This is a genomic window from Burkholderia sp. 28_3 (assembly GCF_003253915.1).
Lineage (GTDB): Bacteria > Pseudomonadota > Gammaproteobacteria > Burkholderiales > Burkholderiaceae > Burkholderia > Burkholderia cenocepacia.
In genome coordinates this window covers 78,058-92,024 of the sequence record NZ_QKZF01000021.1, presented here as the reverse complement: position 1 = coordinate 92,024, position 13,967 = coordinate 78,058, and the positions used below count along the sequence as shown (strand labels likewise).

The window sequence follows — 13,967 nt, the reverse complement described above, 5'->3', positions numbered from 1 at the left end:
GCCCGGCACGATTCACGACGCGCGCACGATCTGCCGCGCGGGCCGTGCCGTGACCCACGCGCATGCCAGCGCGACGGCCACCAGCACGCAGCCGGCCCACGGTGTAACGAGCAGTGCATTGCGCCCGACCAGTACGCCGCCGAACGCCGACCCGAGCGCGACACCCGCATGCATCGCCGACACGTTGATGCCGACGCTCGCGTCGGCCAGCGACGGCGCGGTGTGGATCAGATAGTTCTGCACGATCGGCGAGATCGACCAGCTGATGCCGCCCCACAGCATCATTGCCGGCACGAATGCGAGCGGCGACGCACCGGCCGCCGGCAGCACGGCCATCGCGACGAGAAACACGGCCGGGCATGCGCAAAGCGCGCGCGAAGCGCCGAGCCGATCCGAGAAGAGCCCGCCGAGCCACGCGCCGGTCACGCCGGCCATCCCGAACGCGACGTACAGCCCTTCGAGCGCGGCCGCGCCGGGCGACAGCACGGCCTGCAGATATGGCGTGAGATAGGCGAACAGCGTGAAATGCCCGCCGATCATCGCGATCGATACGCATTGCGCGGCGAGCAGCCGCGGCCGCGCCAGCACGGCGCGATACGACGGCACGCCGGAGGCGCGGGCCGCGGCAGGCGCCATGCGCGGCAGCCGGCGGGCGAGCCAGATTCCGAGCGGCAGCGCCGGCATCGCGATCGACACGAACACCGCGCGCCAGCCGGCCCATTCGGTGATGCGCATCCCGATCGGCACGCCGAGCACGAGCGACGCGCTGATCCCCATGAACACGATGCCGATCGCGCGGCCGCGTTGCGACGCCGGCGCGAGTTCGGCCGCGAAGCGCGTCGCGACGAGGATCAGCGTCGCGCAGCTCGCGGCCATCAGCACGCGCGCGGCAAACAGGCTCGCATAGCCGGGGCTCGCGGCGGCGCCCAGGTTCGCGGCCGCGAACGCGCCGAGCGCCGCGAGCAGCGCGGTGCGCCGTTCGACCCGTGCGACGAACGAGGCGGCCACGAGCGCGGCGAGCGCGAACACGGCGGAGAATATCGTGGTGAGCTGTCCGGCAGCGGCGATCGACACGTGAAGGCCGACGGAGATCGTCGGCAGGATGCCGACGCAGATGTTTTCGGCAACGCCGGCCAGGAACACGGCGGCGGCCAGCAGATACACGCGAACGTCCAACGCAAACCCCTCCTGTACGCGCGATGCGACGGCGCCGGGCGGGGGCGGGGCCGCATCGGATCGAATCGACGGATGGGTTTCGAGGCGAGGCTTCGGTTATCCCGGAAAGGAGGACGGTACCGCACGGTCGGACCATGCGCAAGTGCCGGTGCGCGGCCGTCGCGGCACCGGGCGGTCGTCTCCGGAACAGACGGCGGGCGGCGTGCAGCCGCCCACCGGACCTACATGCGCGACGCGTCCGCGCCGGCCGCGACCACGTACGCCGATGCCTGCTTGGTGCCGTCCGGCTTCGTCTGCAGGTACACGCCCTGGATTTCCGGCTCGAAGCCCGGCAGTGCGTTGATCCCGGCTTCGAGCGCGCGGAAGTAGTCGAGCGCCGGGCCGCCCCACACTTCGCCCGGCACCACGCAGAAGATGCCCGGCGGGTAGGGCAGCGCGCCTTCGGTCGCGATCCGGCCTTCGATGCGGTCGAGCGTCACGAGTTCGACGTTGTTGCGGATCAGCTCGGCATTCGCGGCCTGCGGCAGCATCGCCTGCTTCGGGAACTGCGCGCGCCGGAACATCTGTTTCTGCAGATGCTTCATGTCGTGGCTGCGGTAGAAGTCGTGCATGCGCTGGCACAGCTGCCGCAGGCGCATCGTGCCGTACAGCTCCGGATACGCTTCGCACAGCGACGGAATCGCTTCGCGCAGCGGCGTGTCCTGGTCGAGATGGCGCTCGAACTGCGCGAGGTGCGCGACCAGATGCTGCAGCTTGCCGAAACTCTCCGATGGCGTGAGCAGGAACAGGATCGTGTACAGGTCGGCCTTCTCGGGCACGACGCCGTGCTCGCGCAGATAGCGCGCGAGAATCGGCGCCGGCGCGCCGAACGCCGCGTATTCGTGCGTGTCGCGATCGATGCCGGGCGTCGTCAGCAGCAGCTTGCACGGATCGACGAAATACTGGTCGTCCGCATAGCCATCGAAGCCGTGCCACGTGTCGGCCGGATGGAAGCGGAAGAAGCGCAGGTCGTCGACGATCTGCTCGGTCGGATGGTCGGCCCACGGGCGGCCGTCGACCTGCTGCGGGACGAACGGGCGGATCTGGCGGCAGGTTTTCAGCAGCAGCTTGCGCGCGTCGACGCCGTGCGCGACGCAGTCGCGCCACAGGCGCTTGCCGGCCGGGCCCGCGTGCATCTGCGCGTTGACGTCGAGCGCCGCGAACATCGGGTAGAACGGGCTCGTCGACGCGTGGATCATGTACGCGTTGTTGAGGCGCCGGTGATCGCAGAAGCGCTTCTGGCCCTCGATGTGGCTGTCCTTCTTGTGAATCTGCGACGTCTGCGAGAAGCCGGCCTGCTGCTTGTGCACCGATTGCGTGACGAAGATGCCGGGATCGTCGGGGCCGAGCGTCAGCATCAGCGGCGAGCAGTCCTGCATCATCGGGATGAACTGTTCGTAGCCGACCCACGCCGAATCGAACAGGATGTAGTCGCACAGATGGCCGACCCGGTCGACGATTTCGCGCGCGTTGTAGATCGTGCCGTCGTAGGTGCCGAGCTGGATCACCGCGAGCCGGAACGGGCGCGGCAGGTCGGCGCGCTCGGGCGCGACGTCGCGGATCGCGTCGCGAATGCGCGCCTCGCCGAGCGCCGCGCTGTCGACGCCGCCGATGAGGCCCCACGCGTTGCGCGCGGTCTCGAGGTAGACCGGCCGCGCGCCGGACAGCACGAGCGCGCCGAGGTGCACCGACTTGTGGTTGTTGCGATCGAACAGCACGAGATCGTCGGGCGCGAGCAGCGCGCTCGTGACGACCTTGTTCGACGTCGACGTGCCGTTCAGCACGAAGTATGTCTTGTCCGCGTTGTAGATGCGCGCGGCGTTGCGCTGCGCTTCCAGCGCGGGCCCTTCGTGGATCAGCAGGTCGCCGAGCCGCACGTCCGCGTTGCAGAGGTCCGCGCGAAACAGCGTTTCGCCGAAGAAATCGAAGAACATCCGGCCGAGCGGATGATTCGAGAAGAACTGGCCGCCCTGGTGACCCGGGCAGTCGAATTCGACGTAGCCGCGCTGCACGTATTCGCGCATGACCTTGAAGAACGGCGGCAGCAGGTTCTCGCTGTAGATGTCGGCGGCGGCGGAAATCTGCCGGCCGTAGTAATGGCGGCCGCCGTGCCGAAGCTGGATCACGCCGCTCGCGCTCGGCAGGACCGACGGCGGCACTTCCTGGTCGGGCTCGACCGCGACGAAGAACGGAATCGCGAAACCGGTTCTTTCGACGGTTTTCAGTACCTTTTCCGCGGAATCGATTCCGACGACGATTGCCGCGATATTCGTGAAATCGGTCTGGAATACGTCGACCTGTTCGTGCGTGGTGAGGAAGGCGCCGATCAGCGCCGGCTCGACTGCGATTTTCAACAGGCTCACGCGAACTCTCCGGTAAATGACCTGAAACGGGAGCCGTATTCGCGCCAGGACGCAATCGCGAACCGATACGCGCTACAGCCGATTGAAAACGGTCCCGCGAATGCCGATTGCCGATTGCGCACTGCATCAGGACCCTTGTGCGGCGCGGCACAGCCGCGATCGGGCCGTGCCCGGCGCAGCCGATCGTAGCAACAAAAACATACGAACTCAATCGGACCGGATCGAAATGCCATTGCGGCATGAGCATGATCAAATAATCGGAAATTGGCGTGCTGCGGCGCACATAAAAATGATCCAATGATGAAATCCGATTTGAAACGCGTCGATGGTTTCACCGAATCGTCAGCTTTTCATCGAAAGGCATCCATGGCATAGTCGGCTCCGAATTGGACGGCGAATCAAGCCGGAATGGCGAGCGTCTCATGCCGCTGCCCGTGGCCTGCTGTCCGCGTGCTCGTGAGACGAACAATACCAATCGAAGCAACGCAACAGCGAGGGCAACATCATGAATACTTCTGTCGGCGGCATCCGCCGTCTCGGCATGCGTGCGCTACTGGTCGACGACGAGATCGCGCAGGAAACCGCGACCGGGCGTGCGGTCCGCACGCTGAGCGCGGAGCTCGCGCAACGCGGTATTGACGTGCTGACGGCGACGTCCGCCGACGATGCCATCGTGCTGCTCCGCTCCGATCCGTCGATCCAGTGCGTGCTGCTCGACTGGGATCTCGGCGTGGACGGCCACGGGCCGTCCGAGGCCGTGGTCGACGCGATCCGGCATCGCAACGGCAGCGTGCCGATCTTCCTGCTGGCCGACCGCAGCGTCGCGTCGTCGGTACCGGCCGCGGTGATGGGCAAGGTCGACGATTTCGTGTGGCTGCTCGAGGATACGGCCGACTTCATCGGCGGGCGCATTCACGCGGCGATCGAACGCTATCGCTCGACCGTCCTGCCGCCGATGTTCGGCGCGCTCGCGAAGTTCTCGCGCGTGTACGAATACTCGTGGCATACGCCCGGCCACACGGGCGGCACCGGCTTCCTGAAATCGCCGGTCGGCCGCGCGTTCTTCGAATATTTCGGCGAATCGCTGTTCCGCTCGGACTTGTCGATCTCGGTGGGCGAGCTCGGCTCGCTGCTCGACCACTCGGGCCCGATCGGCGAAAGCGAACGCTACGCGGCGCGCGTGTTCGGCGCGCATCGCACGTATCACGTGACGAACGGCTCGTCGACGTCGAACCGCATCATCCTGATGGCGAGCGTGAGCCGCGACCAGATCGCGCTGTGCGACCGCAATTGCCACAAGTCGGCCGAGCACGCGATGACGATGTCGGGCGCGATCCCGACGTACCTCGTGCCGACGCGCAACCGCTACGGGATCATCGGACCGATCGCCTCGGAGCGCCTCACGCAGACGGCGATCCGCGAGGCGATCGCATCGAACCCGCTCGCGGCCGGGCTGGCCGATCGCCAGCCGAAGCACGCGATCGTCACGAACTCGACGTACGACGGCCTCTGCTACAACGTGACGCGCGTCGAGGAGCTGCTCGGCGCGAGCGTCGACCGGCTGCACTTCGACGAGGCGTGGTACGGCTACGCGCGTTTCAACCCGATCTATCGCGACCGCCATGCGATGCACGGCGACCCGCGCGACCATCATGCGGACCGGCCCACGGTGTTCGCGACGCAGTCGACGCACAAGCTGCTGACCGCGCTGTCGCAGGCGTCCTACATCCACGTGCGCGACGGCCGCAGCCCGATTCCGCATGGCCAGTTCAACGAAACGTTCATGATGCATGCGTCGACGTCGCCGAACTACGCGATCATCGCGTCGAACGACGTCGCGGCCGCGATGATGGACGGCCCCGGCGGCGCCGCGCTGACGCGCGAGTCGATCGAAGAGGCCGTCGCGTTCCGGCAGATGATCGCGCGGATGAACGGCGAATTCGGCGCGAAGGGCGACTGGTTCTTCGAATGCTGGCAGCCCGACACCGTGCTCGAGGCGCGCACGGGCCGCACGCTGCCGTTCCACGATGCGCCGCCCGAACTGCTCGCGAGCGACCCGGCGTGCTGGGTGCTGCGCCCGGGCGCGCAATGGCATGGCTTCGGCAACATCGAGGACGGCTATTGCATGCTCGACCCGATCAAGGTGTCGATCGTCACGCCGGGCGTCGCGCCGGCCGGCGGCCTGATGCCGGTCGGCATCCCGGCGAGCGTCGTCACCGCGTATCTCGATGCGCGCGGCATCGTGGTCGAGAAGACGACCGATTTCACGATCCTGTTCCTGTTCTCGATCGGCATCACGAAGGGCAAGTGGGGTTCGCTCGTCAGCGCGCTGTGCGATTTCAAGCGCGACTACGACGCGAACCTGCCGCTCGACCTGGCGATTCCGTCGCTCGCGAAGGAGTATGGCTCGCGCTATGCGGGCATGGGGCTGAAGGACCTGGCCGACACGATGTTCGCGGCGATGGAGCAGCTCGGCACGACGCGGCTGATGTCGGAGGCGTTCTCGATCCTGCCGAAGCCGGAGATGAGCCCGGTGCGCGCGTACGAGCATCTCGTGCAGGGTCGCATCGAGCAGGTGACGCTCGACGAGCTGGCCGGGCGTACCGTGGCCACCGGCGTCGTGCCGTATCCGCCGGGCATTCCGCTCCTGATGCCGGGCGAGAACGCGGGGCCGGCTGGCGGTCCGGTGCTCGGCTACCTGAAGGCGCTCGAAGCGTACGACCGGCGGTTCCCGGGATTCGCGCACGACACGCACGGCGTGGAGGTCGAGGACGGTACGTACCGCGTGTACTGCCTGACGGCCTGACGCCCGACCGGGCGAACGAGCGACCGGCCGCGCGGCGGCCTCACATCGAAGGATCGACACCATGGAAAATGCAGCACGCGTGTCCGACGCGGCCCCGGCGGCCGCGCAGAAACACCGGATGAACGTCTGGCAGCTCACCATTCTCACGGCGGTCAACATGATGGGCTCCGGCATCATCCTGCTGCCGTCGAAGCTCGCGCAGGTCGGCACGATCTCGCTGCTGTCGTGGATCGTCACGGCCGGCGGTTCGCTCGCGCTGGCCTATGCGTTCGCGCGCTGCGGGATGCTGAGCCGCAAGCCGGGCGGGATGGGCGGCTACGCGGAGTACGCGTTCGGCAAGGCCGGCAACTACATGGCGAACTATACGTACGGGCTGTCGCTCGTGATCGCCAACGTCGCGATCGGCGTCACGGCGGTCGGCTACGGCACCGTGCTGTTCGACGCGACGCTGTCGCCGCTGCAGACGGGCCTGTGGACGATCTTCCTGCTCGTGCTGACGACGGTCGCGAATTTCGGCGGCTCGCGCATCACCGGCCGGATCGGTGCGGTGACGGTGTGGGGCGTGATCATTCCGGTGGTCGTCGTGTCGCTGATCGGCTGGTTCTGGTTCAGCGGGGCGACCTGGGGCGCCGCGTGGAATCCGCACGACATGCCGTTCGGGGCGGCCGTCGGCAGCTCGATCGCGGTGACGCTGTGGGCGTTCCTCGGGCTCGAATCGGCGTGCGCGAACTCGGACGCCGTGGAGAATCCGGAGCGCAACGTGCCGATCGCCGTGCTCGGCGGCACGATCGCGTCGGCGATCTTCTACATCGTGTCGACCAACGTGATCGCGGGGATCGTGCCCAACGCGATCCTCGCGAAGTCGAACGCGCCGTTCGGCATCGCATTCGCGACGATGTTCACGCCGACCGTCGGCACGATCGTCACCGCGCTGATGGTGATCGCGTGCATCGGCTCGCTGCTCGGCTGGCAGTTTACGGTCGCGCAGGTGTTCAAGAGCTCGGCGGACGTCGGCTACTTCCTGCCGGTGTTCGCACGTGCCACGCGCACGGGCACGCCGATCGTGGGCATGGTGATCCTGCTGGTCGCACAGGTCGCGCTCGCGCTGATGACGATCAGCCCGGAGCTGAGCAGCCAGTTCCAGAAGATCGTCGATCTCGCGGTCGTCACGAACCTCGTACCTTACGTGATGTCGATGGCCGCGCTGATCACGATCCAGAAGGTCGCGAAGGTACCGCCGGGCAAGGCGCTCGTGACGAACGTGGTCGCGATGGTCGCGACCGCGTACAGCTTCTATGCGCTGTTCAGTTCGGGCGAGCAGGCGCTGATGCTCGGCGGCCTGTGCGTGTTCCTCGGCTGGACGCTGTTCGGCTTCGTCAGCGCGCGCTTTTACCAGATGGAAGTCGATGCGCACGTGAAGGAGCCGGGGAAGTCGCTGCAGGCGTGATGGCGGCGCAGGGCGGTGACTACCGGCGATGCTTCGTCAGCAGCAGCGGAACTTCCTTCTTCAGCAGGTCGACGACGGCGCGCACGCGTGGCGGCAGCGGGCGCTGCGCCTGCACGAGCGCATTGAGCGCATAGTCGGGGATCGTGTAGCGCGGCAGGATCTCCACGAGCTTTCCCTGCTGGAATGCGGTGATGCAGGCCGGTAACTGGACCACGCCGATGCCGCCGCCGGCGACGATCGTATCGAACATCGGGCGCCAGTGGCTCGTCGTCATCACCGTCTGGATCCGGGCGTATTCGACGGTCTTGTCTTCGTCCTGCAACGGCAGTTGCTCGTTTGCGAAGATGCCTTTCACGCGAATGAACGGATGGCTCGCGAGGTCGCTCTTCGTTTCGATCGGACCGAACCGGTCGAGATACGACGGTGCGGCCACGAGCACGCGGCCGACTTCGCCGATCGGATGCGCGACGAACCCGCCGTCGCCGAGCTGGCCGAGACGCATCGAAATGTCGACGCCTTCCGTGACCGGATCGACGATGTTGTCGTTCAGCACCAGGTCGATGTGAAGCCGCGGGTAGGCCGTGCGGATCTGCATCAGCGCCTGCGGCATCACGACCTCGCCGAAGCATTGCGCCGCCGCGAGCCGGATCGTGCCGACGAGCGTGTTCTCGGTTTTCGATACCGCGGCAATCGTATCTTCCGCCGCTTCGAGCAACTCCTTGCTGCGCGCATAGAAGATGCGGCCTTCTTCCGTGCAATTGAGCGTGCGCGCGCTGCGCATCAGCAGCCGGGTGCCGAGAAATTTCTCGAGCTTGTCGATGCGCTCGCTGACGGCCGGCTGGCCCATGTCGAGATCCCGCGCCGCGCCAGACATCGTCCCGCGCTCTACGACTCTGACGTAGATCCGCATCGTCGCCAACAAATCCATGAAATTACGCCTCTTATCTGATTAAAATCGGCCTATAATCCACACCGAAATTCTACGATTCATTCTCGGATTGCGTGTAATGCGCTCTGCATGCGATGAGTCTTCCGGTAAATACAACGTATTCACAACCAGCCGGAAAATATTTCGCATATCGATCCGTTTTTCAATCGAAAGATGGTACTAAAGCGCCATTCCGCGAGGGATGTGCGTTGTGCCGATATTGGATATCGGTTCGACAAGCTACCGCCAAGCCCTGACGCACCGTAACCTTCGCCGCGATCTGTCCGTTTCGACAGGTTCTGGTTGATGTACGGCATGACCCGATGCGTCGCATCGATGTCTTTTCTCCCGACGGGCCCGTCCGGCGTCGCAACTGTGTCCGGCGACAGCGCGCCGGACGTCCGGCCCGTCAATCTGTTTCGGTTTCTCCCGACCGCCCGATTTCGCGTCCGCAACGACAAGTTGATACGCATTACTGATCAGTTGCGTCGGCACCTATAAAACCGCTATGAACAAGATATACAAAACAATCTGGAATGAAACGATCCGCGCTTGGATCGCGGTTCACGAGCATGCCGCCGTGTGCGGCAAGCCGGCGCGCAGCGCACGTCGCCAGGTGTCGCGCGGGTTGCTGGCGCTGGGCGTGGCCGCGACCGGTTTCGCCGTGACGGGGCCCGATGCATTGGCACAGACGGTCGTATCGGGCGGAGCCAACAATGCGCCGTCGGGCAAAACGGCAACGGTCGACCAGAGTTGCGGCCAGAATTTCGTCGACCGGAAAAATCCGGGTAACACGTCGTCGGGTGGCGGCACCTACGTGTTGACCAACGGCTGTTCGACGGCGGTCGGCAACAATGCGTCCGCGCAGACGGCGGGCGTCGCGGTCGGCGATCGCGCGAGCGCCGCGCAGGGTGGCGTGGCGTTGGGCGTCGGCGCCGCAGCGGTGCAGGGCAATTCGGGCGTGGCGATCGGCCCGGTTGCGCTGTCGAGCGGTAACACGAGTATCGCGGTCGGCCGGCAATCCGCGGCAAGCGGCGATTATTCGATGGCGCTCGGCAACGTCGCGTATGCGAAGGGCGAGAGCGGCATTGCGATGGGGCACTCGGCGCTGGCGGACGGCTATCGGTCGATCGCGATTGGCGCATCCGATTCGCGGGCGGCCGGCAACGACGGTGTGTCGAACGGCGCGAACTACAACCCGGCCACGCAAACGCGTGCGAGCGGGGCGAACTCGGTGTCGCTCGGGGCGGGCGCCGTGACCGGCGTCGACGACAGCATCGCGCTCGGCTCGAACAGCGTCGGCGCGGCGAATGCGGCGGGCCCCGCGAAGTTCAGTGGCGACGCGATTGCGTCGACCGGTGCGGTGTCGGTCGGCAGCGCGGGCAGCGAACGCCAGATCAAGAACGTCGCCGGCGGGACGGCCGCGACCGATGCGGTGAACGTGAACCAGTTGACCGCGGTGTCGGACCGTGCGGTCAAATACGACACGAACGCGGACGGGTCGGTCAACTACAACAGCGTGACGCTGAACCCGGGCGGTTCGCCGTCGAAGCTGGCCAATGTCGCGGCTGGCGACGTGTCGTCGACGAGCACCGATGCAGTCAACGGCGCGCAGCTGAACCAGACGAACCAGACCGTCAACAACCTCGGCGACAGCACGGCGTCGGCGATGGGCGGCGGTGCGTCGTACGACCCCGCGACGGGCAAGGTGACGAGCCCGACGTACAACATCGCGGGCGGCCGGCAGACGACGATCAGCGACGCGATCAACGCGCTGAACGAAGGCTGGAACGTGACGACGAGCGGGAATGCGAGCGGTACGTCGGTGGCGGCGATCCGGCCGGGCGCGACGATGACGGTCGACGGGGGCAAGAACATCGCGCTGACGCAGAACGGTTCGACGATCACGGTCGCGACGAGCGACACGCCGACGTTCACGAGCGTGGGGATCGACAACGGCGGCCCGGTGCTGTCGGGGTCGGGGCTGAACATGGCCGGCCAGAAGATCACGAGCGTCGCACCCGGCGACGTGTCGCCGACCAGCACCGACGCGGTGAACGGCGCGCAGCTGAACGACACGAACCAGAAGCTTCGGCAGGCGAGTGACCAGGCGGTGAAGTACGACACGAACCCCGACGGCTCGATCAACTACAACAGCGTGACGATGAACCCGGGAGGCACGGCAACGAAGGTCACGAACGTGGCGGCGGGCGACGTGTCGGCGAACAGCACCGATGCGGTGAACGGTTCGCAGCTCTACGACACGAACCAGAACGTAACGAGGCTAGGCGATACGCTGAACCATATCGCCGGCGATACGAGCCAGTCATACACGGACCGGAACGGGACAGGCATTCGTTACGCGAGGACGAACGAAGCGGGTCTCGCGCAGACCGATGCGTTCGCACAGGCGCCGGGCAGCACGGCCGTCGGCTACTCGGCGACCGCAAGCGCGGACAACGCGCTGGCGCTGGGTCGCGAGGCGACGGCCTCGCATGCAGGCAGCGTCGCGCTCGGCGCCAATTCGATCGCGAATGGCAGCACGCTCGGAAACGCGGCATACAACCCGGGCACCGGCCCGCTCGCGGGGACGAACCCGGTTGGCGAAGTGAGCATCGGCAGCGGTGGCGCGGAACGCCGGATCACGAACGTGGCCGCGGGCTCGGTCGATACCGACGCCGTGAACGTAAGCCAGTTGAAGTCGGTGGAAACGAGCGTCGGCAACGTGAGCGACCGCGCGGTGAAGTACGACGGCAGCCCGGGCGATCCGAAGACGCAGATCACGCTCGACGGCCCGGCCTCGACGGACGGCGGCAAGACCGGTGGCACGAAGATCACGAACGTGGCGCAAGGTGACGTGTCTGCGAACAGTACCGACGCCGTGAACGGCTCGCAGCTCAACGAAACGAATGGAAACGTGACGAAGCTGGGCGACACGCTGAACCACATCGCCGGTGATACGAGCCAGTCTTACACCGACCAGAACGGGACGGGTATCCGCTATGTACGTACGAACGAAGCGGGCCTTGCGCAGACTGACGCGTTTGCGCAAGCCCCTGGCAGCACGGCCGTCGGTTATGCGGCAACCGCCAGCGCCGACGACGCGCTGGCGCTGGGCCGTCAGGCGACGGCGAGCCATGGCGGCAGTGTCGCGCTGGGCGCCAATGCGATCGCGGACGGCGCGACACTCGGCAATGCCGCGTACAACCCGGGCACGGGTACGCTGGCCGGCATGAATCCGGTCGGCGAACTGAGCATCGGCAGCAGCGGTGCGGCGCGCCGGATCACGAACGTCGCGGCCGGCGCCGGCGATACCGATGCCGTCAACGTCAGCCAGTTGAAGTCGCTGCAGGCGAGCGTCGTCGACTGGAGCGCGGGCGCGGTGAAGTACGACCGCAACCCGGACGGCACGATCGACTACACGCACGTGACGATGAACCCGGGCGGCGCGCCGGCGGCAATCACGAACGTCGCGGCCGGCGAACTGTCGGCGACCAGTACGGATGCGGTCAACGGTTCGCAACTGTACGAGACGAACCGGAACGTGACGCGGCTCGGCGACCAGGTCGACACCATCGCGAACGGCGGCGGCATCAAGTACTTCCACGCGAACGGCGGCACGGCGCCGCTGCCCGACTCGCAGGCGAACGGCGTGGGCAGCGCGGCGATGGGGCCGGCGGCGACCGCCAGCGGCGTCGATTCGGTCGCGGTCGGTAACGGCGCGGTCGCAGGCAAGGACGGCGATGTCGCACTGGGCGCGGGCTCCGTCGCCGATCGCGGCGCGGAGCAGTACGCCGGCAAATACTCCGGGGCGCAGAACAGCACGGCCGGCACGGTGTCGGTCGGCGCACCGGGTGCCGAGCGTACGGTCAGCAACGTGGCCGACGGCCGCGAAGCGACCGACGCGGTGAACGTGCGCCAGCTCGACGGTGCCGTCAAGGAAGCAAAGGACTACACCGATCAGCAGGTGCAGAAGGTGGCCGGCGATGTCGTGAACGTCGGCGACGACGTACGGAAGCTCGGCGACCGGATGACGAATGTCGAAGGCGACGTGACCCGCGTGAAGAACGGCGCGGGCGGCATGTTCCAGGTCAGCCAGGACCAAACGCCGGTCGCACCTGCCGCAAGTGGCAGCAACGCGGTAGCCGGCGGCGCGGGTGCCGTCGCGTCGGGTGCGAACAGCACGGCGCTCGGCAACCAGGCGAGCGCGACGGGCAGCAATTCGACGGCGATCGGTAACGGTGCGAAGGCGTCGGGCAGCAATTCGGTCGCGCTGGGTGCGGGTTCCGACGGCAGCCGCGACAACGCGGTGTCGATGGGCGCGACCGGTCGCGAACGCCAGATCGTCAACGTTGCGCCCGGCACGGCCGGCACCGATGCGGTCAACGTCAACCAGTTGCGCGCGATGGAACATGGCCTCGGGAGCCAGATCGCGGGCGTGCGCAGCGACATGCAGAGTCTGGATCACCGGTTGACCGCGGGCGTTGCCGCGGCGATGGCGATGGCCAGCTTGCCGCAGGCGTATCTGCCTGGCAAGAGCATGGTCGCGCTCGGCGGTGGTGCGTGGCGCGGCGAAAGCGGTGTCGCGCTCGGCCTGTCCACCGTGTCCGACAACGGCAACTGGGTGCTGAAGGGCTCCGCGAGCAGTACATCGCGTGGTGACCTCGGCGCATCGGTCGGCGTCGGTTACCAGTGGTGAGCGCCCGCCTCATGAAAATCCATCACACCGGAATCCAGCCATCCATGCAAAACCTGCGCATTCGCGTAACGATCCAGGCCGCTCGCGCGACGGTGGCCGTCTGTGTTGCCGCTGTCGTTGCGGGCTGCGGCAGTCTCAGCACCGTCAAGCCGGAAGGCACGACCGACCAGCCCGTGTTTCCGGACGTGAGCCACGCCGGCGTGAACGACGGTGCATGGCCGAATCTCGACAACCTGCGCAGCGTGCGTGCCGGAATGAACAAGACGCAGCTCTATGCGCTGCTCGGCACGCCGCACTTCTCGGAAGGGTTGATGGGCGTGCGCGAGTGGGACTACCTGTTCCATCTGCCGTCGAAGAGCGGCCCCGTTCAGTGCCAGTACAAGGTGCTGTTCGATCAGGACCGCGTGGCGCGTACGTTCCTGTGGAAACCCGAAAGCTGCGCGGAAGTGGCCGCGACGGGAGCCGGCTGAGTCTCGTCCGTCTTGCCCCGGGGAGAGCGGTCGGCGAAG

Annotated in this window: 7 protein-coding genes; 4 read left to right on the top strand and 3 right to left on the bottom strand. The window is 66.7% G+C overall.

Translation table 11 applies throughout. From position 1 onward, the window contains the following. Positions 1–12: 12 nt before the first annotated feature. Positions 13–1,176 carry an MFS transporter gene (locus DFS13_RS31420; RefSeq protein WP_111442554.1) on the bottom strand — a complete coding sequence of 388 codons (1,164 nt, stop codon included), beginning with the start codon at positions 1,174–1,176 and terminating at the stop codon, positions 13–15. Positions 1,177–1,397: 221 nt separating this feature from the next. After that, positions 1,398–3,578, bottom strand: coding sequence for an ornithine decarboxylase (locus tag DFS13_RS31415; RefSeq protein ID WP_111442553.1), 2,181 nt, complete (start codon positions 3,576–3,578; stop codon positions 1,398–1,400). A 505-nt stretch (positions 3,579–4,083) separates the two neighbouring features. Between DFS13_RS31415 and DFS13_RS31405 the strand changes: the two genes are divergently transcribed. Continuing rightward, complete coding sequence (locus tag DFS13_RS31405) at positions 4,084–6,384, top strand: Orn/Lys/Arg decarboxylase N-terminal domain-containing protein (RefSeq protein ID WP_006488824.1); 2,301 nt, start codon at positions 4,084–4,086, stop codon at positions 6,382–6,384. A 61-nt stretch (positions 6,385–6,445) separates the two neighbouring features. Continuing rightward, positions 6,446–7,831 (top strand): putrescine-ornithine antiporter, encoded by a 1,386-nt coding sequence (gene potE, locus DFS13_RS31400; protein ID WP_058902923.1) that lies wholly within the window; start codon positions 6,446–6,448, stop codon positions 7,829–7,831. Between the two features lie 19 nt (positions 7,832–7,850). Here the strand turns inward: potE and DFS13_RS31395 are convergent, their stop codons facing one another. Next, positions 7,851–8,759, bottom strand: coding sequence for a LysR family transcriptional regulator (locus tag DFS13_RS31395; RefSeq protein WP_006488912.1), 909 nt, complete (start codon positions 8,757–8,759; stop codon positions 7,851–7,853). A 508-nt stretch (positions 8,760–9,267) separates the two neighbouring features. Here DFS13_RS31395 and DFS13_RS31385 point away from each other — a divergent pair. Together DFS13_RS31385 and DFS13_RS31380 are read left to right on the top strand one after the other, a co-directional pair. Next, a complete protein-coding gene (locus tag DFS13_RS31385) occupies positions 9,268–13,458 on the top strand; it encodes a YadA-like family protein (protein WP_111442552.1) in 4,191 nt (1,396 codons plus the stop codon). A 44-nt stretch (positions 13,459–13,502) separates the two neighbouring features. After that, complete coding sequence (locus DFS13_RS31380; protein ID WP_006488903.1) at positions 13,503–13,928, top strand: outer membrane protein assembly factor BamE; 426 nt, start codon at positions 13,503–13,505, stop codon at positions 13,926–13,928. Positions 13,929–13,967 lie beyond the last annotated feature (39 nt).